This is a genomic window from Sediminihabitans luteus (genome assembly GCF_002797595.1).
Classification (GTDB): Bacteria; Actinomycetota; Actinomycetes; order Actinomycetales; family Cellulomonadaceae; genus Paraoerskovia; species Paraoerskovia lutea.
On record NZ_PGFE01000002.1, the window covers coordinates 59,443 to 80,463 of the forward strand.

Consider the following 21,021-nt stretch of genomic DNA (forward strand, 5'->3'; position numbering starts at 1 on the left):
CGTCGTGCGTCCCGGGCGCGGGTTCCCGCACGTGCGCGGTGCGCGTACCCTGGGCGCCGTGGAGACGACGACCGCCGTGCGCCTGGTGCGCACCGCCCTGGTCTCCTCCGTCGTCCTCGCGTCCGGCGCGGGCGCGCACGTGCTCGCCGGCGGCATGCTGCCGGGCCTGCTCGCGATGGCGGCCCTGACGAGCCTCACGCTCGCGGTCGCCGCGCTGGTCGCCCGCCTCCCGCTCCACGTCGGCGTGGTGGTCCCGGCCATGGCGGGCATGCAGCTTGCCCTGCACCGGGGGTTCGAGGCGCTCGCGATGCCCGCGCCCGTGCCCGTCGCCGCCGAGCGCGTGCACCACCTCACGGACGCGCAGGTCGCGGCCCAGGTGGGTGCGCTCGGCGACGCGCAGGCCGCGTCGGGGATGCACACGAGCGCCTGGATGCTCGCGGCGCACGTCGGCGCGACCGTGGTCGCCGCGGTCGTCATCGCCCGCGGTGACGCCGCCGCGCGGGCCGCCCTGCAGTGGCTCGCGGGGCTCGTGCGCGCCGCGATCGCCGTCTGGTCCGTGGCGGCCGTGCGCAGCGCGCGCACGGTCGTGTCCTGCATCGTCTCCCGGGTGCGCGCGAGTGCCGGCGTGCTCTCGTGCGCGGCCCCGCGCGGTCCGCCGGTCGCGGCTCCGGCCGCCGCCTGACCCGACCCACCCGTCCGGTCCCGCGGTCGCCCCGACCTGCCGTGGCGGCGTCCGCCCCCGCGGCTCCTCGCGCACCCTGGAGACGACTTCCGTGAACACCCAGCACACCCCTGCCCGCACGTCCGCCGTCCGCCGCTCCGCCGCGGCCGTGGCCGCGCTCGGGCTGGTCGCGACCCTCGCCGCGTGCGGCGCGGACGCCGACGCGGCGACCGGCGGCGACGAGGCCGCGTCGCTGAGCATCGCCGACACGTGGGTCAAGGCGACCGACGAGGGCATGACCGCGGCGTTCGGCGTCGTGACGAACGACTCCGACGAGGACGTCACGATCGTCTCGGCGACGACCGACGCGAGCCCGACCGCCGAGCTGCACACCATGACCATGGGCGACGACGGCAGCATGACCATGGTCGAGAAGGACGGCGGGTTCGTCGTCCCGTCGGGCGGCACCCTGGCGTTCGAGCCGGGCGGCGACCACATCATGATCATGGGCGTGACCGAGCCGATCCTGCCCGGCGACGACGTCGAGGTCACGCTCACGCTCGACGACGGCTCGACGCTCGACTTCGCCGCGGCGGGGCGCACCTACACGGGGGCGAACGAGACGTACGGCGAGGACGACACGGAGCACGCCGGGCACGACATGGGCGACATGGACATGAGCACCGACGGCGCGACCGACGCGGGCGACGACCACTGATGCCGGCCGACGGGACGAGCCGTCGGTCGTTCCTCCAGGGTGGCGCCGCCGTGCTCGGCGGTGCCGCCCTGGCGCTGGGCGGCCGGGCGGTCGTGGACGCGGCGACCGCCGACCCGGCGGACGCGGCGGCACCGGACGACGCCGCGGGGCGCGCGACCGTCGCGTTCCGCGGGGAGCGGCAGCCGGGCGTCACGACGCGCCCGCAGGCGTTCGCGGCGTTCGTCGCGCTCGACCTGGTCGACGGGTTCGACCGGGACGCGCTCGTGCGCCTCATGCGGATCTGGACGGACGACGCCGAACGGCTCATGGCAGGCACCCCGGGGCTCGCCGACCAGGAGAAGGAGCTCGCGGCCGTGCCCGCACGGCTCACGGTCACGTTCGGGTACGGCCCGCGGGTCTTCGAGGCCGCCGGGCTCGCGGACCGCGCGCCGGGCTGGCTGCGCCCGCTACCGGCCTTCGGCGTGGACCGCCTCGAGGACGCGTGGACGGGCGGAGACCTGGTGCTCCAGGTGTGCGCCGACGACGAGGTCACGGTCTCGCACGCGGTGCGGCTGCTGGTCAAGGACGCGCGGACGTTCACGACGGTCCGGTGGGTCCAGCGCGGGTTCCGGCACGCGCCCGGCACCACGCCGTCCGGCACGACCATGCGCAACCTCATGGGCCAGGTCGACGGCACCCGGAACCCTGACGTGGGCGTCGAGCCCGCCCTCGTGTGGTCGTCGGACGACGCGGGGCCGGCGCACGCGGGCAGCACGTCGATGGTCGTGCGACGGATCGCGATGAACCTCGACACCTGGGACGAGCTCGACCGCGACGGCCGCGAGAAGGCGGTCGGGCGCCGCCTCGACACGGGGGCGCCGCTGACCGGCACGCGCGAGCACGACGAGCCCGACCTCGACGCGAAGGGTCCCAACGGCCTGACGGTCATCGGGCCGTTCGCGCACATCCGGCGCGCGCGCTCGGAGAACACCGCGGAGCGGTTCCTGCGCCGCGGGTACAACTACGACGACGCGCCCGCGCCGGGGCGGCTGAGCAACTCGGGACTCGTGTTCACGACCTTCCAACGCGACGTCGACGCCCAGTTCGTGCCGATCCAGCGTCGGCTCGACGAGCTCGACCTGCTCAACGAGTGGACGACGCCGATCGGCTCGGCGGTCTTCTACGTGCCGGGCGGCGCGCGGTCGGGGGAGTACGTGGGTCAGCGGCTGCTCGAGGCCTGAGGTCACCCGCGACCGTGCGATCCGTCACGCCTCCGGCCCCGGAGATGCGACGGATCGCGCGGTCGCGGGTGGATAATCGACGCTGGCCGCCCCCACCGACGACGATCGAGGTATCCCATGGCTGACGTGCTGTACGTGAACGGCGGGACGCCGTTGTCCGGGTCCGTGCGGGTGCGGGGCGCGAAGAACTTCGTGTCCAAGGCGATGGTCGCGGCGCTGCTCGGCGAGTCGCCGAGCGTGCTGCGCAACGTGCCGCAGATCCGCGACGTCGGCGTGGTCACGGGGCTCCTCGAGCTGCACGGCGTGCGGGTCGACGCGGATGCCGAGGCGGGCACGCTCGTGCTCGACCCGACCGACGTCGAGTCCGCGCACGTCGCCGACATCGACGCGCACGCCGGGTCGTCGCGCATCCCGATCCTGTTCTGCGGCCCGCTGCTGCACCGGCTCGGCGAGGCGTTCATCCCCGACCTCGGCGGGTGCCGGATCGGTGACCGGCCCATCGACTACCACCTGGAGATCCTGCGGCAGTTCGGGGCCGTCGTCGACAAGCGCGAGCAGGGCATCCACATCCGTGCCCCGCGTCGCCTGCAGGGCACGCGGATCAGCCTGCCCTACCCGTCGGTCGGCGCGACCGAGCAGCTGCTGCTGACCGCGGTGCGGGCCGAGGGCATCACCGAGCTGCGCAACGCGGCGATCGAGCCCGAGATCATGGACCTCATCGCGGTGCTGCAGAAGATGGGCGCGATCATCTCGGTCGACACCGACCGCGTGATCCGGATCGAGGGCGTGGACCGTCTCGAAGGCTTCAACCACACCGCGCTGAGCGACCGGATCGAGGCCGCGTCGTGGGCGTCGGCCGCGCTCGCGACGGGCGGCGACGTGCTCGTCGAGGGGGCCACGCAGCCCGAGATGATGACCTTCCTCAACACGTTCCGTAAGGTCGGCGGCGAGTTCGAGGTGCGCGACGACGGGATCCGCTTCTACCACCCGGGCGGCGACCTGCGCTCGATCGTGCTGGAGACCGACGTGCACCCGGGCTTCATGACGGACTGGCAGCAGCCCCTCGTCGTGGCGCTCACGCAGGCCACGGGCCTGTCGATCGTGCACGAGACGGTCTACGAGAACCGCTTCGGGTTCACCGAGGCGCTGCGCGGCATGGGCGCCACGATCCAGGTCTACAAGGAGTGCCTCGGTGGCGGCGAGTGCCGGTTCGGGCAGCGCAACTTCCACCACTCCGCGGTGATCTCCGGTCCGACGCCGCTCGCCGCGGCCGACATCGAGGTTCCGGACCTGCGTGGCGGGTTCTCGCACCTCATCGCGGCGCTCGCCGCGAAGGGCACGTCGACCGTGCGGGGCATCGGGCTCATCGACCGCGGGTACGAGCACTTTGGCGACAAGCTGCTCGCCCTGGGTGCCGACGTCTCGCGCGACTGACGACCCGGTAGTCTGTCTGACCGTGCCGAAAGCCCATCCTGAATCCCGCACCTACCGCGCGCTCGGGTTCTTCCTGCGCCCGCTGCTGTCCTCGATGGTCGTCAAGGACTGGCAGGGGCAGGAGAACATCCCCGCGACCGGTGGGCTCGTGGTCGCCGCGAACCACGTGACGCAGTTCGACCCGCTCACGTTCGCGCACTACCTGTACGACACCGGGCGGGCGCCGAAGATCATGGCCAAGCACTCGCTGTGGGACGTGCCTGTGGTCGGTCGCGTGCTGCGCAACACCGGCATGATCCCCGTGCGTCGCGGCAGCTCCGAGGCCCTCGCGTCGCTCACGCTCGCGGCCGAGCAGCTCGAGGCGGGCGAGTGCGTCGCCGTCTTCCCCGAGGGGACGGTGACCAAGGACCCCGAGATGTGGCCCATGGTCGGCAAGACGGGCGTCGCGCGTCTCGCGCTGACGTCGCGGACGCCGGTCGTCCCCGTCGCGCAGTTCGGCGCGCACCAGATCCTCGCGCCCTACTCCAACAAGTTCCGGCCGTGGCCGCGCAAGAAGGTCTCGGTCCACGCCGGGCCGCCCGTCGTCCTCGACGACCTGTACGACCGGCCGCAGGACGGGCCGACGCTCAAGGAGGCGACCGCACGCATCATGCGGGCGATCACCGAGCTCGAGGCGGGGATCCGCGGCGTGCCCGCGCCGCCCGCACCGTACGACCCCCGCTCGCGCCCGACCACGGAGGACTCATGACGCAGCCCGGCACCATCGACCGCCAGCCCGGGACGCCCCGGACCGTCGCGGCCGTCCTCGGGTCGGGCTCGTGGGGGACCACCTTCGCGGCTGTGCTTGCCGACGCGGGCTGCGAGGTGCGCCTCTGGGGCCGCGACCCTGACGTCGTCGCGCAGGTCAATACCGAGCGCCGCAACGACAAGCGGCTGCCGGGGATCGAGCTGCCGCACGGGATCCGCGCCACGACCGACGCGCGCGACGCGCTCGCCGGGGCCGGGATCGTCGTCGTCGCGGTGCCGTCGCAGTCGGCGCGCGAGACGCTCGCCGCGCTGCGCGAGCACGTCGAGCCGCACGCCGTCGCCGTCTCGCTCATGAAGGGCGTCGAGCTCACGAGCGACGAGCGCATGAGCGAGGTCGTCGCGGACGCGCTCGCCCTCCCCGAGTCCCGCATCGCGGTCGTCTCGGGGCCGAACCTCGCGCGCGAGATCGCCGAGCACCAGCCGACCGCGACCGTCGTGTCCTCGACCGACCCGGGCACCGCGGCGCTCGTCGCCGCGGCGTGCACGACCGGGTACTTTCGCCCCTACACCAACGCCGACGTGATCGGCGTCGAGCTGTGCGGCGCGGTCAAGAACGTCATCGCGCTCGCCGTCGGCATGGCGCAGGGTCGCGGCTTCGGGCTCAACACGACCGCCACGATCATCACGCGCGGCCTGGTCGAGATCACGCGCCTCGGGCTCGCCCTGGGGGCCGACCCGGCGACGTTCCCCGGGCTCGCCGGCATGGGCGACCTCGTCGCGACGTGCTCGTCGCCGCTCTCGCGCAACCACACGCTCGGCAAGCACATGGGCCAGGGCCTGAGCCTCGACGAGGCGATCGCCGCGACGGGCGGCACCGCGGAGGGCGTCAAGTCGTGCCGCTCGGTGCTCGACCTCGCGCGCAAGGCGGGCGTCGACATGCCGATCACCGCGGGCGTGTTCGCGGTGCTGCACGAGGGCCTGCCGGTCGACGACATGGCGCGCGCGCTGCTGTCACGGCCGCAGAAGGCCGAGAGCGTCGCCTGAGTCAGTCGGTGCGCACGTCGACCACGACGCGCACCGGGTCCTCGAGCAGGAACACGCGGAACGGGTGGACCTCGTCGAGCCCGACGAACACCTGTGTGTAGCCCTCGAACGTCCCGTCGAGCACCACGTCCGTCACGAGGTCGGTCGAGGTCGACGCCAGCGGGTCGCCCGAGAACTCGTCGAGGCCCGTGTCGACCGGGTAGCCCGTGCCCGAGAGCTGCACCGACAGGATCGCGCCGCCCGCGACGTCGACGACGTTCCCGCTGCCGTCCTGGACGGCCTCGTCGACGTACTCGGCCCGCCAGCCCGGCGTCCCGGTGCCCCCGAGCTCGAGGACGACGCGCTCGTAGCCGTCGTGCACGGCCGCGCGGACGTCGGTCACGGTCAGCAACGCGTCGTCCGACGCCGTCGCCTCGTCCGGCGAGGTGTCGGCGGTGAACCCCGCCTCGGCCCCGCTCGTGGGTCCGGCGTCCTCGTCCCCGTCGACGGGCGCGCTGGTCGGCGGGGTGCTCGGGCCGGACGCGGTGTCGTCGGACGGCGCTCCGAGCGGCGCCCCTGATGACGCCAACGTGGTCTCGTCGCTCGGGTCGGCGGTGTGGCCGTCACCCTCGTCGCACGCGACCAGCAGACCCAGGCACGCGATCACCACGACCGCATGCGCGACCGGCCTGACGGTTCGAGCCCGAACGCGCCGCGGGGTCGTCGACGCCAGTTCCATGACGTTCCTCCCCGGATTCCGGGAGAGCCGCAACAGATGCCCTCTTCGTCTGATTCTACCGAGCCGGGCGGCGCGCGGCGGTCACGGTCCGGCACCGAAGCGGTCTCGGTCCGGCAGCCGGTGCGCCGACGCCCTAGTCTCGGCCTTGTGGAACAGGTCTTCGGATGGGTCGCGCCGCTCACGCTCCTCGTGCTCGTCGCACTCGCGATCGACAGGCTCTCCCGGGGCCGGGTGCTGACGCGCCCGCACGACGAGGGCTCGGGCTCCGGTGCGTCCGGCGCCCTCGGCGAGCTCGTCGCGATCTTCCACCCGAGCGCGACGACGCTCGTCGAGGAGAAGGAGCGTCGGCGGCTCGACATCGCCCAGCGGCCGGACTCGGACCCGGGCCAGGGTGAGATCGACCTGGACAGCGGTGTCGTCGTCCTGGGGGTCGAGCGGCCCCACCAGGGCTGAGACCGGCCAGACGGCGTCAGAGCGACCGCAGCGCCTGGTCGAGGTCGGCCCAGAGGTCCTCGACGTCCTCGATGCCGACGCTCATGCGCAGCAGGTCCTCGGGGACGGTCCGTGACTCGGTCGCGAACCGGCGGCGACGCTCGAGGCACGACTCGACGCCGCCGAGGCTGGTCGCGGGCACCCACAGCTCCAGGGCCGCGACGACGGCGTCCGCGCCCGCGGCACCGCCTCGTGGGCGCAGGCCGAGCACCGAGCCGTAGCCGTCCATGAGCCGCGTCGCGCGCTCGTGCCCGGGGTCCTGCGGCAGCGACGGGTGCCGCACCTCGACGACGTCGGGGTGCTCGGCGAGCCGCCGCGCGAGCTCGGCCGCGGTGGCCTGCGAGCGTTCGACGCGCAGGGCCAGGGTGCGCATCCCGCGCAGCGCGAGCCACACCTCCCACGGGCCGGCGATCGCGCCGTGCAGGGTCCGGTACGCGCGCACGCGGGCGGCGAGGTCGGCGTCGTCGGTCACGACCGCGCCCAGGACGACGTCGGAGTGCCCCGCGAGGTACTTGGTCACGGAGTGCACCACGAGGTCGGCGCCGTGCGCGAGGGGCTGCTGGCCCAGCGGCGTCGCGAAGGTGTTGTCGACGACGCTCAGCACGCCCCGCTCACGGGCCGCGGCGAGCAGCACCGGGAGGTCCGCGACCTCGAGCATCGGGTTGGTGGGGGACTCGAGCAGCACCACGTCCGCACCGTCGAGGGCCGCGACCACCTGGTCGGTCTCGGCGACGTCGACCCGGCGCACCGTGACTCCGGTGCGTGCCGTGAGGTCGTCCACGAACCCGAGCGTCACCTGGTACGCGTGGCGGGGCACGACGACGGTGCCGCCCGCGGGGACGAACGAGAGCACCGCGGCGATCGCGGCCATGCCGGAGGAGAAGACCACGCCGGGCTGCCGGGCGCCCTCGAGCGCGGCGAGCGCCTCCTCGAAGGGGTGCCACGTCTCGGTGTCCATGCGCGTGTAGAGCAGCTCGCCGGGCTGCTGGACGCCTTGCGAGACGTAGGTCGAGGACAGCACCACGGGCGGGTTCACCGGGCCGCCCTGGACGCGCGCGGGGCGGCCCGCGGCGACCGCGACGGTCTGCGGCGACAGCGCGCGGGGCGGGACGGAGGGCTGGTCGTGCGGTGCGCTCATGCGAACCAGGGTACGGCGGGGTCGGGTAGGGTTCTGCGCGATGTCCAGCCAGCCCACGCCCGAGCGCAAGCCGCGCGTCCTCGTCCTGTTCGGCGGTCGCTCCGGCGAGCACCCGATCTCCTGCGTCACCGCGGCGGGGGTGCTGCGCGCGATCGACCGCGAGAAGTACGACGTGCTGCCCGTGGGCATCGCCCGCGACGGGCGGTGGGTGCTCGTCGCCGACGACCCCGACCAGTGGAAGCTCGACGACGGGCGGCTGCCCGAGGTCGAGGCCGTGGGGGGCGAGGTCGTGCTGCCGTTCGCGGACGGCGACGCGGTGCTGCGGGTCCTGGACCCGCACCAGGTGCCGCGCGAGCTCGGCGAGATCGACGTCGTCTTCCCGGTGCTGCACGGCCCGTTCGGCGAGGACGGCACGCTCCAGGGCATGCTCGAGCTCGCGGACCTGCGCTACGTCGGGCCCGGGGTGCTCGCGTCTGCGATCGGCATGGACAAGCACTTCATGAAGCTCGTCCTCGCGGGCCACGACCTCGCCGTCGGCCCGTACACCGTGGTGCGTCCCGGACAGTTCGAGCGCGACCCGGCCGAGGTCACGGCGCGCGTCGCGGCGCTCGGCCTGCCCGTGTTCGTCAAGCCGGCGCGCGCCGGCTCGAGCCTCGGCATCAGCAAGGTCGACGACCTCGCGGACCTCCCCGCCGCGATCGCCGCGGCGCACGAGCACGACCCCAAGCTCGTCATCGAGGCCGGGATCGTCGGCCGCGAGATCGAGTGTGCGGTGCTCGGCGGGCGTGCGGGAGAGCGGGCGCGCGCGTCGCTGCCCGGCGAGATCGTCGTCACGTCGCGCGAGCACGCGTTCTACGACTTCGAGGCGAAGTACCTCGACGAGGCGGGGGTCGAGCTCTCGTGCCCCGCCGAGCTCCCCGAGGACGTGATCCGCGAGGTCCAGGACGTCGCGGTGCGCACCTTCGAGGCGGTCGAGGCGGAGGGCCTGTCGCGCGTCGACGTGTTCGTGACCCCCGACCACCGCGTGATCGTCAACGAGATCAACACCATGCCCGGCTTCACGCCGTTCTCGATGTACCCGCGCATGTGGGAGCGGTCAGGCATCGCCTACCCCGCGCTCATCGACGAGCTCGTGGGCCTCGCGCTCGCGCGCCCCACGGGCCTGCGCTGACGGTCGTTCCCCGGGGGGGGCCGGCAGGCCGCCCCAGGACGTCGCCGGCCCGCAGGGTCAGGAGGTCGCCGCCCCGGTCTCGTCGGGCGTCGGCACGTCGCCGAGGCCGACGCACGAGCTGGTCTGCGGGACGCGCTGGACGGCGCGGTTGAGGTCGGCGACGAACGACGCGGACTGGTCGTCGGTCACGGTCGGCGGGACCTTGATCTCGACCGCGGGGTCGCGCCCGTAGGTCACGAACGTCCACGTCCCCTCGTCGTCCGGCGCCGCGAGCCAGTCGACCGTCCCGGCGTCGCTCGGCACGCTCAGGCAGGGGGCCTCGGCCGTCGGCTCGGGGGCCTCGACGCCGCAGCGTGCGGTCACGGCCGCGCCAGGCTCGCCCCAGGCGGTCGTCGCCTGCGCGTTGGTGCGGGTCTTCTCCATGCCGCCGACGACGTCGGGCATCGCGAGGATCACCTCGGCGCAGATCGGCTCGGTCGCGTGCTCGGCGACGGGCACCCCGATGGTCGGGGTGCAGGCCGCCAGGAGCGCGGAACCCGCGACGGCGACGAGCGCGGCACGGGTGCGTCGGCCGGCGCGAGGGCCCGGGGTGGCGCGGGGGCGTGAGGTGGCTGCTGCGTGCACGCCCCCACGGTAGCGGTCCGGCCGCGCGGAACCGAACCCCGGTCCGCCGGGAGTCATCCGACCCGACGTGCCCGACCCGACGTGCCGCTCGGACCGATGATGCCGACTACAGTTTCGCCGTGACCTCCGCCGGACCCGACCCCCGCTCCGAAGTCCGCCCGGACGCAACCGTGGGGGAGGTGGGCGAGGAGGCCATCCTCGCGGCGATCTTCCCCCTGCTGCCCGCCGGGGCCGCGACGCTCCTCGGGCCGGGCGACGACGCGGCGGTCGTCGCGGCCCCGGACGCCCGCTTCGTGGTCTCGACCGACGTGCTGGTCGAGGACCGGCACTTCCGGCGCGCGTGGTCCACCGGGTACGACGTCGGGTGGCGGGCCGCGGTCCAGAACCTCGCGGACGTCGCGGCCATGGGCGCGACCCCCACGTCCCTCGTGGTCTCGCTCGTCGTCCCCTCCGACCTCCCGGTCGCGTTCGTCACGGGTCTGGCGCGCGGACTCGCGGCGGCGTGCGAGCCGGTGGGGGCCGCGGTCGTCGGCGGGGACCTCTCGGGCGCCGAGCAGGTCGTGGTCGCGGTGACGGTGCACGGCGACCTCGACGGCCGTGACCCGGTGACGCGTGCGGGCGCACGACCCGGAGACGTCGTCGCGCACGCGGGGCGCCGGGGGTGGTCGGCGGCCGGCCTCGCGCTCGCGACCGCGGGCCGGGCGAGCTGTGCGCTGCCGGCCGCCGAGCAGGACCCGTTGACCGCGGCCTACCTGCGCCCCGACCCGCCCCTGGGCGCCGGGGTCGCGGCAGCCTTGGCGGGTGCGACGTCGATGCTCGACGTCTCCGACGGCCTCCTGCGCGACGCGGGCCGCGTCGCCCGGGCGAGCGACGTCCGCATCGACCTCGACCTCGCGTCCTTCGCCGCGGACGCCGCAGCGCTCGTCGGCGCGGCACGCGACCTTCGCTCGGGCCCGGTACGAGCCCTGGTCGACGAGTGGATCCTCACGGGCGGCGAGGACCACGGGCTGCTCGCGACGTTCGGGCCCGACGCCGTCCTGCCGGAGGGTTTCCGCGTCGTGGGGACGGTCCTGGCCTCGGACGGCGCACCCCGGGTGACCGTGAACGGGTCGGCGCCCGCAGTGGCCGGGACCGGCTGGGACCACTTCGGCGGCTCGTCGCGCTGACCGTCGACGTCGCGCTGACAGCCAGCACCGCGAGGGCACACCTCCGGCGGTGCTGGCCCCGCGGCCTCAGCTGCGACGGAAGCGCACCTGCGTGAGGTCCTGGCCGCCGATGTCCTCACGCTTCTCGACGCCGTCCGGGGCGAACCCGTGGCGGCGGTAGAAGTGCTGCGCGCGCTCGTTGTCGGCGAGGATCCACAGGGAGACGGTCGTGCGCGGGCTGACGTCGCGCAGGAGCGAGCGCATGAGGTCACGGGCCACGCCCCGCCCCCAGGCCTCGGGGTCGAGGTAGATCGAGTAGATCTCCTGGTCGCCCGGCTCGGCGTCCTCGTCCCTGCTCGGGCCGATCGTGGCGAAGCCGAGCGTGCGTGCGTCACCGAGCGCGACCCAGGTCACGCTGGGGGTCTCGTCCGACAGCACCGTCTCGAGGGCACGGGCCCGTTCGGTCACGTCGAGCGACGCGAGGTACTCGTCGGCGACGATCCCGGCATAAGCACGCTTCCAGGACGCCACGTGCACGGCCGCGAGGGCGGGGGCGTCGTCGATGGTTGCGGGGCGGATCGCTACGTCGTCGTATCCAGGCGTCATGACCAGATCCTGCCACTGTGCGGAGCGCAGGCCAAGAGATGGTCGGTGAATCCTTGTGAAAATCCTTCCCGCGCGGCGCCCCGGGCGCCGGGCTCCCGCCCGATCACGAGGGATGCGCGGGTGCGGGCATGAAAAAGCCCGCCGGGACGGATCCCGACGGGCTCGTTCGCGAGCGGAAGGCTCACGCCTGACGCGTCACCTTGCCGGCCTTGAGGCACGAGGTGCACACGTTGACACGCTTCGGGGCGCCGGCAACCACCGCGCGCACGCGCTGGATGTTCGGGTTCCAGCGGCGCTTCGTGCGGATGTGCGAGTGCGAGATGCTGTGCCCGAAGCTCGGGCCCTTGCCGCAGACGTCGCAGTTGGCAGCCACGGTTACTCCTGATCGTCAATGCACGTGTCGCAGCGCGAGCAGCGACGACGTTCGTCAAATGGTCTTGGGGGATCGCCCGGTACAGCCCAGGCAACCTGCACAGACTAGCCGATGAAGGCACCTACGCTCAAGTCGCCTCGAACGTGCCGTGCATCGCACTAGGTTGGGCGGCACGAGAGGCCGACCGTGCGTACCCATCATAGGGTGCGCGCGGGACGACGAGACGGGTGCGCGGGCGCGCAGGTGGGAGATGCGGATGCAGCACCGGGGGAGCGACGCCGTGCGGTCCGACGCAGTACGGGCTGGAGGCGCGCGGACTGGAGGCGCGCAGGCCGGACGCGTGCATGCCGAACGTGCGGCGAGCGATGGCCGGCCGAGCGATGGCCCGTCGAGCACGGACGGCGCCGGCTCGCTCGTGACGGGCTCGCAGGTGACGGGTTCTGTCGCGTCGGGCGCACTGGTAGCAAGCGCCGTCGTCACAAATGCCGTCGTCACTGCGTGGGCCGCGTGCGCCGTGCGTCGGCTGCGCGAGAGCCGACCGGCGCTCGACGCCCTCAACGTGTTCCCCGTCGCCGACGCGGACACCGGCACGAACCTCTGGCGGACGTTCGTGCAGGGCCAGGAGGCGCTGAGCCTTGCAGCCGGCGCCGCTCGAGCGCGCTCGGGCACGGGGCCCGCCGAGCCGTTCGACGCCGACGCGTCCGCGCAGGTCCTCCTCGCGCGGCTCGCCCACGGCGCGCTGCTCGGCGCGCGCGGCAACTCCGGCCTGATCCTCGCGGCGTGGCTCCAAGGCCTGAGCACGGCGCCCGAGGGACCGATCACCGGTACGGTCCTCGCCCGGATGCTGCGCGCGGCGGCGACGTCCGCGCGGACCGCCGTCGGCACCCCGGCACCGGGCACGATCCTCACCGCCGCCGACGCGGCGGCCGACGCGGCGGCAGATGTGGTCGCCGCTGGTGTGGTCGACGGGGGTGCGGCCGACGCCGCGGCAGATGTGGTCGACGCAGATGCGGTCGACGCCAACCTGGCCGACGTCGTCCTCGCGGCGGCGAGCGGCGCACGCGACGCGGCGACGCGCAGCACGCAGGAGCTCGAGGTCCTGCGCGCCGCGGGTGTGCGGGACGCGGGTGCGCTCGGGCTCGCGGTCGTGCTAGACGCGCTGCACGAGACCGTCGCGCCGGACACCGCCCGCCGCACCCCGACCGACGCCCCGACCGACGCCCTGAACGACACCCCGACCGACGCCCTGAACGACCCTCTGGCCGGCCACCCGACCGACCCTCTGGCCGGCCACCCGACCCACACCCCGACCCACACCTCGACGGGCAGCGTGACGGGCGTCCCGACCGACGTGTCGGTGGTGGCCGAGACCATGGGCGGCGGACACCTCCTGGGTGGTCACAGCGGTGGGGACGACAGCGGTACCCGTGAGGACGACGTCGCCTCGCGGGCCGGCTCCGCCCGGGAGGACGCCGCGCACCACGGTGGTGCCGGAGGAGGGATCGAGGTCATGTTCGTCGTCGAGGCGCGGCCCGGGACCCGGGGCGCGGGAGACCCCCTGCGTGAGGGGCTCGCAGCCGTGGGCGACTCCGTGGGGGTCACGCGCGGGGACGGTCTGTGGCAGGCGCACGTGCACACCGACGACGTCGCGGGTGCGGTCGCCGTCGCGCGGGACGTCGCGGAGCTCGTGCGGGGTGAGGTGCGCCAGTGCTGCGTGCGCGCCGTGCACGCCGACGTCCCGACGGGCGGCGCCGGGCTGGTCGTGGTGGTCGACTCCGCGGGGTTGGCCGACGTGCTTGCTCGCGCGGGCGCGGTGGTGCTGCTCTCCACGGGCCCGACACCGGGCGACATGAGTCGTGCGGTGGTCGACGCGGGGACCGAGCGCGTGAGCGTCGTCGTCGGCCCGGTCGCGGTCGGCTCGGTCGCGATCGGTCAGGTCGAGGCCGCGCCGATCGCCGTGGCGCTGGCCGACGTCGCCGCGTCGACGGGCCTCGGCGTCGACCTCGTCGCCGCGCAGTCGCAGGTCCAGGCCCTGGTCGCCACCGCGGCGTGGGCCGTCGACGGCTGCGACGCCGCGGCCCTCGCCGCCGTCGTGGCGGGCGTCCGCGTCGTGACCTGGGACGCGGCCGAGCACGGCACCGTGCTGCCCGCCGAGGTCGTGACCGTCGTCCGCGGGGCAGAGGTCGTGACGGTGCTCCACGGCGCGGCCGTGCCCTCGCCCGTGCTCGCGGCGCTCGCGGACGCCGTCCGGCACACGGGCGGCGAGCTCGTGGCCGTCCCGACCGGGGAACCTGACGCGCGCCTCGAGCTCGGCGCCGAGACGACCGGGCACGCCGCATGAGCACCGACCGCCTGCGGGAGCCGCTGACCCAGGTGCTCGGCGCGCGCTCCGCCGCGCCGCTCGCCGCGATGGGCCTCGAGACGGTCGGGGCGCTCGTGGGCCACTACCCGCGCCGCTACGGCGACCCCGGCACGGTCAGCGACCTCGCCCGTCTCGCGCTCGGCGAGCACGTGACCGTCGTCGCGCGCGTCGCGCGTGCGACGGTGCGGCAGATGCGCTCGCGCGGGGGAGCAATGCTCCAGGCCGTCGTGACCGACGGTCGCCACGACCTCTCCCTGACGTTCTTCGCCAAGCGTGCCGGCGTGCTGCGCCACCACGAGGACCGTCTGCGGCCCGGGCGCATGGGTCTGTTCACCGGTGTCGTGGGTGCGTACCGGGGCGAGCGGCAGCTCACCCACCCGGACTACCTGATCGTGGGCGTCGACGCGGACGACGAGGAGTCGGCTCTCGTCGAGGCGAGCCGGCCCATCCCGATCTACCCCGCGTCGGCCAAGGCACCGAGCTGGCGCATCCAGCGGGCCGTGCGCACGGTGCTCGACCCGCTGACCGAGGACGACGTGCCCGACCCGCTGCCGCCGGGCGTCTCGGCCCAGCGCGGCTACGGCACGCGGCTCGCGGCGCTGCGCGACGTCCACGAGCCGTACGACGAGGCCCAGTGGCGGCGCGGACGCGAACGCCTGCGGTTTGAGGAGGCGTTCGTGCTCCAGGCGGCGCTCGCGCAGCGCCGGGCCCGCGCGGCGGCCCAGGAGGCCACCGCACGTCCGCGCCCCGCCGCCGGGGTGCCGAGCGTGCTCGCGGACTTCGACGCCGCGCTGCCGTTCACCCTGACCCGCGGCCAGCAGTACGTGGGCGACGAGATCGCGACCGAGCTCGCCCGTGCGCGGCCCATGCAGCGGCTGCTGCAGGGCGAGGTCGGCTCGGGCAAGACCGTCGTCGCGCTGCGCGCGATGCTCCAGGTCGTCGACGCGGGCGGGCAGGCCGCGCTCCTCGCACCGACCGAGGTGCTCGCCGCGCAGCACGCGCGGTCGCTCGAGGACATGCTCGGACCGCTCGCGCACGCCGGTCGGCTCGGCGGCGCCGAGCACGGCACCCGGGTCACGCTCCTGACCGGGTCACTCGGCGCGGCGGCGCGCAAGCAGGCGCTGCTCGACGCCGCGAGCGGCACCGCGGGCATCGTCGTGGGCACGCACGCGCTCCTGGGCGAGCACGTCCAGTTCGCCGACCTCGGCCTCGTCGTCGTCGACGAGCAGCACCGGTTCGGCGTCGAGCAGCGCGACGCCCTGCGCGCCAAGGCCCGCACGACACCGCACCTGCTCGTCATGACCGCGACGCCCATCCCGCGCACGGTCGCGATGACCGTGTTCGGCGACCTCGAGACCTCGGTGCTCAGCGAGGTCCCCGCAGGACGCTCTCCTGTGACGACCGTCGTCGTGCCCGCGGGCAACGAGCAGTGGAACGCCCGCATCTGGGCGCGCGTGCGCGAGGAGGTCGACGCCGGTCACCGGGCCTACGTCGTCTGCCCCCGCATCCACCCCGACGAGCCCGCGGCGCGAGGGGCCGACCCCGACGCGTACGACCTGCCCGACCTGCTCGACACCCTCGAGCCCGACGGCGCGGGCGAGCGCGAGCCCCTGCGCGCGGTGCTCGAGACCGCCGAGCAGGTCCGGGCCCAGCCGGCGCTCGCGGGCATCGAGGTCGGCGTGCTGCACGGCCAGATGCCGCCCGCGGAGAAGGACGCCGCGATGGCGGCGTTCGCGGACGGCCGCGCGCCCGTGCTCGTCGCGACGACCGTCGTCGAGGTCGGCGTGAACGTCCCGGAGGCGACCGTCATGGTCGTGTTCGACTCCGACCGCTTCGGCCTGTCCCAGCTGCACCAGCTGCGCGGTCGCGTGGGCCGCGGCACCGCCCCGGGGTTGTGCCTGCTCGTGTCGACGGCCGAGCCGGGCACGCCGGCTGCCGCGCGCGTGGAGACCATGGCCGAGACGACCGACGGGTTCCGGCTCGCGCAGGTCGACCTCGAGCTGCGCAGCGAGGGCGACGTGCTCGGCGCGTCGCAGTCGGGCCGGTCGAGCTCGCTGCGGCTGCTGCGGGTCGTCAAGGACGCCGACGTGATCGCCGAGGCGCGCGAGGCCGCGGCCCCGGTCGTCGCGGCGGACCCGGACCTGCGGGGCAGCCCCGTGCTGGCCGCGGCGATCGCGGAGCGCCTGGACCCCGAGCGCGAGGAGTTCCTCGACCGCACGTGAGGCGTCGGCGGTCCGGGTCGCCCTGCCGTGCTCGATAGGCTCGTCCCATGACGCGCATCGTGGGTGGGGAGTTCGGCGGCCGCACGCTCCAGGTGCCGCCGCGCGGCACACGACCGACGAGCGACCGGGTGCGCGAGGCGGTCTTCTCGCGCCTCGAGCACCACGGGGTGCTGCGCGGCGCGCGCGTGCTCGACCTCTACTCGGGCTCGGGCGCGCTGGGGCTCGAGGCCGTGAGCCGCGGCGCCTCGCACGCGACGCTCGTCGACGCGGCGCGCTCGGCGGTCGAGATGGGGCGCCGCAACGCCCGGTCGCTCGGCGCCCACGGGGTCGCGGTGGTGCACGACAAGGCCGAGCGGTTCGTCGCCTCGCCCCCGGTGCAGCCGTGGGGCCTGGTGTTCCTCGACCCGCCCTACGACGTGCGCGACACGACCGTCGACGCGCTCCTGGGGCAGCTCGCGAGCACGCGGGCCGTGACCTCGGACACGCTCGTCGTGGTCGAGCGGGCGCGCCGCAGCCCTGCGCCCGCGTGGCCCGAGGGCTGGGAGCCCGACACGTCCAAGGTCTACGGCGAGACCACGGTGCACTACGCGTTCGCCGGCCCCGCGTCGTCCGACGAGAGGTCGGACGTCGACGGCGAGGCCGACGGGTCGGACGCCGCCGGTGTACTAGCGTGACGGCGTGACCACCGCAGTCTGCCCCGGATCGTTCGACCCGTTCACGCTCGGCCACCTCGACGTGGTGCGCCGCGCCCGCGCGATCGCGGACGACGTCGTGGTCGCGGTAGGCACGAACGCCGGGAAGTCCGCGCTGCTGACGCCCGAGCAGCGGGTCGCGCTCGTGCGCGGCGCGCTCGACGACGCCGGGCTCGAGGACGTGCGCGTGGTCGCGTTCCCCGGCCTCCTGGTCGACCTGTGCCGCGAGCTCGGCGCGACGCTCGTGGTCAAGGGGCTGCGGGGCGGCGGCGACCTCGACGCGGAGCTGCCGATGGCCCTCATGAACCGCCACCTCGGGGGTGTCGAGACGGTCTTCGTCGCGGCGGACCCGGCCCTCGGCCACGTCGCGTCGTCGCTCGTCAAGGACGTCGCGCGGTACGGGGGAGCGATCGACGACATGGTGCCGCCCGGGGTCGGCGACGCGGTGCGTGCCGCGCTCGCCCCGACGGCGGACGAGAACGGGAAGGACGCACGATGACCGAGCAGCCAGCAGGCGAGCACGTGGCCCCGCAGATCCAGGCCGTGGTCGACGACCTCGTGCGCCTCGTCGAGACCGCGCGCACGATGCCGATGTCGGCGTCGGTGCTCGTGCACCGCGGCGAGGCGATGACGCTGCTCGACGAGCTGCGCGACGCGCTGCCCGAGCAGCTCGCGCAGGCCGACGAGGCGCTCGCCGAGGCCGAGTCGGTGCTCGCCGACGCGCGTCGCTCGGCCGAGGAGATCCTCACGACGGCCCGCGCCCGGGCGATCGAGCTCGTGCAGTCCGAGCAGGTCGTCGCGCAGGCGCAGGCCCGGGCGCGGGAGATCGTCGCGCAGGCCGAGCGCACCGCGGGCGCGCTGCGCGCCGACGCGGACGACTACTGCGACGGTCGGCTCGCCGACCTCGAGGTCGACCTCGGCAAGGCGCTCGTGCAGGTCCAGGCAGGGCGTGCCAAGCTCGCGGACCGGCTCGCCGGGCGTTCGGGCGACCGGTCCGGGGACGGCTCGCCCGGCGGGACGTCCGGCCACGTGTGACCGTTCTCTCGTTCGTCCGCGCCGTCACGATGGCGTAGGATTGACCGTTGGTCCTGCTCTCGGTCCACCGTGCTCTCCCTCCGGGCGAGCCCGGGCCGTCGGCGTCGGACTCCCAACCCACCTCTCACGCTTGGACTTTCGCCGTGGAGCGCCACCAGACCCTCGACCCCCGGTCGCCACTCGTGCTGGACACGCACGAGCTCGGTCGACGCCCGGGATCGATGCGTGCTGTCCAGCGCACCGTGGCGGCGCCGGCCGACCTCGGGACCGCCGTCATCGGCATCCCCGAAGGCTCGGACGTCGACCTGGACCTGCGCCTCGAGGCCGTCATGGAGGGTGTCCTGGTCTCCGGGACGGCCTCGGCGAAGGCCGTGGGCGAGTGCGTGCGGTGCCTGGACGCCGTGGAGGTCGACCTCGAGGTCGAGCTCCAGGAGATGTTCGTCTACGACGAGCGGGCGAACGCGGCCGAGGAGTCGGGGGACGAGGACGAGGACCTCTACGAGCTGGAAGGTGATCTCGCCGACCTGGAGCCCGCGCTTCGGGATGTCGTGGTCGGTGGACTACCATTCCAACCGTTGTGCACGCCGGACTGCCCCGGTCTGTGCTCCGAGTGCGGAGCGCGGCTGGCGGACGACCCGGAGCACTCGCACGACCTGGTCGACCCCCGGTGGTCGACACTTCAGAGCATGTTCGAACCGTCGAACGTGTCCGACGAGACGAAAGAGAGCTAGCCGTGGCTGTTCCGAAGCGCAAGATGTCGCGCAGCAACACCCGTGCGCGTCGTTCGCAGTGGAAGACGTCCGCCGCGACCCTCGCTACGTGCCCCCAGTGCAAGGGCAACAAGCTGTCGCACGCTGCGTGCCCCACGTGCGGCACCTACAAGGGTCGCCAGTACGCCGAGGCGCTGCGCGCCGAGCACGCGGGCTGAGTCCCGTGACGCCGGCTGCGACCGGTCTTCTCGAGAAGCTCGGGGTCCCTCTGGACCCCGAGCTTCTCGTGCTCGCGCTCACGCACCGGTCGTTCGCGCACGAGGCCGGCGGGATCCCCACGAACGAGCGGCTCGAGTTCCTGGGTGACACCGTGCTCGGGCTCGTCGTGACCGAGGAGCTCTACCGCCGCCACCCCGACAACTCCGAGGGCGACCTCGCGCGCATGCGCTCGGCGACCGTCTCGCAGCGGTCGCTCGCCGCGGTCGCGCGCGAGCTCGACCTGGGCAGCTTCGTGCTGCTCGGCAAGGGCGAGCGGCGCACCGCGGGCTATGACAAGGACTCGATCCTGTCCGACACGGTCGAGGCGCTGCTCGGTGCGGTCTACCTGAGCCACGGGCTCGAGGTCGCGCGCGCGCTCGTGCTGCGCCTGGTCGCCTCGACGCTCGACACCGCGGCCGACCTCGGCGCAGGCCTCGACTGGAAGACGTCGCTCCAGGAGGCGTCGTCGGCGCACGGGCTCGGCGCCCCGAGCTACGAGATCGACGCCGAGGGCCCGGACCACCAGCGCCGCTTCACGGCGCGCATCCTGCTCGACGGCACCGTCTACGGCACCGGCACGGGCACGGCCAAGAAGCACGCCGAGCAGGCCGCCGCCGCGCAGGCCTACGCCGTGCTCGCCAAGCGCCCGTTGCCCGTGCGACCCAGCGACGGGTCGGCCGCGGACGACGGGACGGCGGGCACAGCGCCGTCCGACGCCTCGGGCGCCTGAGGGGTGCCTGAGCTTCCCGAGGTCGAGACCGTCCGCGACGGTCTCGCACGGCACGTGCTCGGCCGCACGGTCACGCACGTCGAGGTGCTGCGCGACTACTCGGTGCGCGGGCAGGACGGCGGTCCCGCGGGGCTCGTGGCCCAGCTCGTCGGACGGCGCCTCGACGCCGCCGTCCGACGAGGGAAGTTCCTCTGGCTCGAGCTCGGCGAACCCGACGCCGGCTCGTCCGAGCCCGCCGCCGCGCTCGTCGCGCACCTGGGCATGTCGGGCCAGCTCCTCGTGCGCTCGGGCCCGGAGACGCCGCACCCGCACCTGCGCGTGCGCATGCACCTCGACGGCCTGGTGCTCGACTTCGTCGACCAGCGCACGTTCGGGCACCTCGCGGTCCGGGACCTCGTGCCCGCCGCGGACGGCGCGCCCGGCGGCCTCGGGTCGCACCGGGCCGTGGTGCCCGAGCCTGTCGCGCACATCGCGCGGGACCTGCTCGACCCCGCGCACGATCGCACCGAGGTGGCGCGGGCGATGCGGCGGCGGCGCACGGGCGTCAAGCGTGCGCTGCTCGACCAGACCCTCGTCTCGGGCGTGGGGAACATCTACGCCGACGAGGCCCTGTGGCGGGCGGGTCTGCACTTCGCGCGCGCGACCGACCGCCTGCGGCAGGCCGAGGCCGTCCGTTTGCTCGACGTCGCCGAGGACGTCGTGCGCGAGTCGCTCGTGCAGGGCGGGACGAGCTTCGACGCGCTGTACGTCAACGTCAACGGCAGCTCGGGGTACTTCTCGCGCTCGCTCGCGGTGTACGGGCAGGAGGGCGAGCCGTGCCCGCGCTGCGGTGCGCCCGTGCGGCGCGACGCGTTCATGAACCGCTCGTCGTTCACGTGCCCCGTGTGCCAGCCGCGGCCCCGCGCGGGGCGCTGGTAGTCG

At 74.5% G+C, this 21,021-nt stretch carries 23 protein-coding genes; 18 read left to right on the plus strand and 5 right to left on the minus strand.

Annotation, left to right across the window (positions count from 1 at the left end):
• The first annotated feature begins 58 nt into the window (after positions 1 to 58).
• The 6 genes from CLV28_RS06385 (at position 59) to CLV28_RS06410 (ending at position 5,824) form a co-directional block, all read left to right on the plus strand.
• On the plus strand, positions 59 to 682 hold the full coding sequence (locus CLV28_RS06385) for a hypothetical protein (protein ID WP_100422500.1): 624 nt from the start codon (positions 59 to 61) through the stop codon (positions 680 to 682).
• 91 nt (positions 683 to 773) lie between these two features.
• The gene (locus CLV28_RS06390) at positions 774 to 1,379 is read left to right on the plus strand and encodes a copper chaperone PCu(A)C (RefSeq protein ID WP_100422501.1); all 606 of its coding nucleotides are present in this window, start codon (positions 774 to 776) and stop codon (positions 1,377 to 1,379) included.
• Positions 1,379 to 2,599: a Dyp-type peroxidase gene (locus CLV28_RS06395; RefSeq protein WP_100422502.1), complete on the plus strand. Its 1,221-nt coding sequence runs from the start codon at positions 1,379 to 1,381 to the stop codon at positions 2,597 to 2,599. Before CLV28_RS06390 ends, CLV28_RS06395 begins: the two co-directional genes overlap by 1 nt.
• 117 nt (positions 2,600 to 2,716) lie before the next feature.
• Complete coding sequence (gene murA, locus CLV28_RS06400) at positions 2,717 to 4,033, plus strand: UDP-N-acetylglucosamine 1-carboxyvinyltransferase (RefSeq protein ID WP_100422503.1); 1,317 nt, start codon at positions 2,717 to 2,719, stop codon at positions 4,031 to 4,033.
• 22 nt (positions 4,034 to 4,055) lie between these two features.
• On the plus strand, positions 4,056 to 4,781 hold the full coding sequence (locus CLV28_RS06405) for a lysophospholipid acyltransferase family protein (RefSeq protein ID WP_239073373.1): 726 nt from the start codon (positions 4,056 to 4,058) through the stop codon (positions 4,779 to 4,781).
• Positions 4,778 to 5,824, plus strand: a complete 1,047-nt coding sequence (locus CLV28_RS06410; RefSeq protein ID WP_100422505.1) for an NAD(P)H-dependent glycerol-3-phosphate dehydrogenase — start codon at positions 4,778 to 4,780, stop codon at positions 5,822 to 5,824. Before CLV28_RS06405 ends, CLV28_RS06410 begins: the two co-directional genes overlap by 4 nt.
• A gap of 1 nt (position 5,825) precedes the next feature.
• Here CLV28_RS06410 and CLV28_RS06415 read toward each other — a convergent pair whose 3' ends face one another.
• Positions 5,826 to 6,473, minus strand: coding sequence for an AMIN-like domain-containing (lipo)protein (locus CLV28_RS06415; RefSeq protein ID WP_170062634.1), 648 nt, complete (start codon positions 6,471 to 6,473; stop codon positions 5,826 to 5,828).
• Between the two features lie 216 nt (positions 6,474 to 6,689).
• Here CLV28_RS06415 and CLV28_RS06420 point away from each other — a divergent pair, with 216 nt between their 5' ends.
• Entirely contained in the window at positions 6,690 to 6,995 is a 306-nt protein-coding gene (locus tag CLV28_RS06420; protein WP_100422507.1) for a DUF6191 domain-containing protein, read from the plus strand.
• A 16-nt stretch (positions 6,996 to 7,011) separates the two neighbouring features.
• Here CLV28_RS06420 and CLV28_RS06425 read toward each other — a convergent pair whose 3' ends face one another.
• Positions 7,012 to 8,172 carry a trans-sulfuration enzyme family protein gene (locus CLV28_RS06425; RefSeq protein ID WP_100422508.1) on the minus strand — a complete coding sequence of 387 codons (1,161 nt, stop codon included), beginning with the start codon at positions 8,170 to 8,172 and terminating at the stop codon, positions 7,012 to 7,014.
• 40 nt (positions 8,173 to 8,212) lie between these two features.
• Here CLV28_RS06425 and CLV28_RS06430 point away from each other — a divergent pair, with 40 nt between their 5' ends.
• On the plus strand, positions 8,213 to 9,343 hold the full coding sequence (locus CLV28_RS06430) for a D-alanine--D-alanine ligase family protein (RefSeq protein ID WP_100422509.1): 1,131 nt from the start codon (positions 8,213 to 8,215) through the stop codon (positions 9,341 to 9,343).
• 57 nt (positions 9,344 to 9,400) lie between these two features.
• Here CLV28_RS06430 and CLV28_RS06435 read toward each other — a convergent pair whose 3' ends face one another.
• The gene (locus tag CLV28_RS06435; protein WP_239073374.1) at positions 9,401 to 9,967 is read right to left on the minus strand and encodes a DUF3515 family protein; all 567 of its coding nucleotides are present in this window, start codon (positions 9,965 to 9,967) and stop codon (positions 9,401 to 9,403) included.
• Positions 9,968 to 10,086: 119 nt separating this feature from the next.
• On the opposite strand from CLV28_RS06435, the gene CLV28_RS06440 reads away from it, so the two are divergent.
• Positions 10,087 to 11,133, plus strand: coding sequence for a thiamine-phosphate kinase (locus CLV28_RS06440; RefSeq protein ID WP_239073375.1), 1,047 nt, complete (start codon positions 10,087 to 10,089; stop codon positions 11,131 to 11,133).
• Positions 11,134 to 11,199: 66 nt separating this feature from the next.
• On the opposite strand, the gene CLV28_RS06445 is transcribed toward CLV28_RS06440, so the two are convergent.
• Complete coding sequence (locus CLV28_RS06445) at positions 11,200 to 11,718, minus strand: GNAT family N-acetyltransferase (RefSeq protein WP_100422512.1); 519 nt, start codon at positions 11,716 to 11,718, stop codon at positions 11,200 to 11,202.
• Between the two features lie 181 nt (positions 11,719 to 11,899).
• Positions 11,900 to 12,091, minus strand: a complete 192-nt coding sequence (gene rpmB / locus CLV28_RS06450; protein ID WP_100422513.1) for a 50S ribosomal protein L28 — start codon at positions 12,089 to 12,091, stop codon at positions 11,900 to 11,902.
• Positions 12,092 to 12,431: 340 nt separating this feature from the next.
• Between rpmB and CLV28_RS06455 the strand changes: the two genes are divergently transcribed.
• From CLV28_RS06455 to mutM, 9 genes are all read left to right on the plus strand, one after another.
• Entirely contained in the window at positions 12,432 to 14,432 is a 2,001-nt protein-coding gene (locus CLV28_RS06455; protein WP_170062635.1) for a DAK2 domain-containing protein, read from the plus strand.
• Positions 14,429 to 16,675, plus strand: coding sequence for an ATP-dependent DNA helicase RecG (locus tag CLV28_RS06460; RefSeq protein ID WP_100422515.1), 2,247 nt, complete (start codon positions 14,429 to 14,431; stop codon positions 16,673 to 16,675). Before CLV28_RS06455 ends, CLV28_RS06460 begins: the two co-directional genes overlap by 4 nt.
• 47 nt (positions 16,676 to 16,722) lie before the next feature.
• On the plus strand, positions 16,723 to 17,349 hold the full coding sequence (gene rsmD / locus CLV28_RS06465; RefSeq protein WP_100422516.1) for a 16S rRNA (guanine(966)-N(2))-methyltransferase RsmD: 627 nt from the start codon (positions 16,723 to 16,725) through the stop codon (positions 17,347 to 17,349).
• Between the two features lie 4 nt (positions 17,350 to 17,353).
• The gene (coaD, locus tag CLV28_RS06470; RefSeq protein ID WP_100422517.1) at positions 17,354 to 17,866 is read left to right on the plus strand and encodes a pantetheine-phosphate adenylyltransferase; all 513 of its coding nucleotides are present in this window, start codon (positions 17,354 to 17,356) and stop codon (positions 17,864 to 17,866) included.
• A complete protein-coding gene (locus CLV28_RS06475) occupies positions 17,863 to 18,402 on the plus strand; it encodes a F0F1 ATP synthase subunit B (protein ID WP_100422518.1) in 540 nt (179 codons plus the stop codon). Before coaD ends, CLV28_RS06475 begins: the two co-directional genes overlap by 4 nt.
• 143 nt (positions 18,403 to 18,545) lie before the next feature.
• Positions 18,546 to 19,133: a YceD family protein gene (locus tag CLV28_RS06480; RefSeq protein ID WP_100422519.1), complete on the plus strand. Its 588-nt coding sequence runs from the start codon at positions 18,546 to 18,548 to the stop codon at positions 19,131 to 19,133.
• 2 nt (positions 19,134 to 19,135) lie between these two features.
• Positions 19,136 to 19,330: a 50S ribosomal protein L32 gene (rpmF, locus tag CLV28_RS06485; RefSeq protein WP_100422520.1), complete on the plus strand. Its 195-nt coding sequence runs from the start codon at positions 19,136 to 19,138 to the stop codon at positions 19,328 to 19,330.
• Positions 19,331 to 19,335: 5 nt separating this feature from the next.
• Positions 19,336 to 20,100 carry a ribonuclease III gene (gene rnc, locus CLV28_RS06490; protein WP_100422521.1) on the plus strand — a complete coding sequence of 255 codons (765 nt, stop codon included), beginning with the start codon at positions 19,336 to 19,338 and terminating at the stop codon, positions 20,098 to 20,100.
• Between the two features lie 3 nt (positions 20,101 to 20,103).
• Positions 20,104 to 21,018: a bifunctional DNA-formamidopyrimidine glycosylase/DNA-(apurinic or apyrimidinic site) lyase gene (gene mutM / locus CLV28_RS06495; RefSeq protein ID WP_100422522.1), complete on the plus strand. Its 915-nt coding sequence runs from the start codon at positions 20,104 to 20,106 to the stop codon at positions 21,016 to 21,018.
• The last annotated feature ends 3 nt before the right edge of the window (positions 21,019 to 21,021 follow it).

Bases quoted from the DNA above. Each gene is read 5' to 3' on its own strand.
- CLV28_RS06395 (WP_100422502.1), top strand. From the start codon at position 1,379: ATGCCGGCCGACGGGACGAGCCGTCGGTCGTTCCTCCAGGGTGGCGCC.
- murA (WP_100422503.1), top strand. From the start codon at position 2,717: ATGGCTGACGTGCTGTACGTGAACGGCGGGACGCCGTTGTCCGGGTCC.
- CLV28_RS06410 (WP_100422505.1), top strand. From the start codon at position 4,778: ATGACGCAGCCCGGCACCATCGACCGCCAGCCCGGGACGCCCCGGACC.
- CLV28_RS06425 (WP_100422508.1), bottom strand. From the start codon at position 8,172: ATGAGCGCACCGCACGACCAGCCCTCCGTCCCGCCCCGCGCGCTGTCG.
- CLV28_RS06430 (WP_100422509.1), top strand. From the start codon at position 8,213: ATGTCCAGCCAGCCCACGCCCGAGCGCAAGCCGCGCGTCCTCGTCCTG.
- CLV28_RS06445 (WP_100422512.1), bottom strand. From the start codon at position 11,718: ATGACGCCTGGATACGACGACGTAGCGATCCGCCCCGCAACCATCGAC.
- CLV28_RS06460 (WP_100422515.1), top strand. From the start codon at position 14,429: ATGAGCACCGACCGCCTGCGGGAGCCGCTGACCCAGGTGCTCGGCGCG.
- rsmD (WP_100422516.1), top strand. From the start codon at position 16,723: ATGACGCGCATCGTGGGTGGGGAGTTCGGCGGCCGCACGCTCCAGGTG.
- CLV28_RS06475 (WP_100422518.1), top strand. From the start codon at position 17,863: ATGACCGAGCAGCCAGCAGGCGAGCACGTGGCCCCGCAGATCCAGGCC.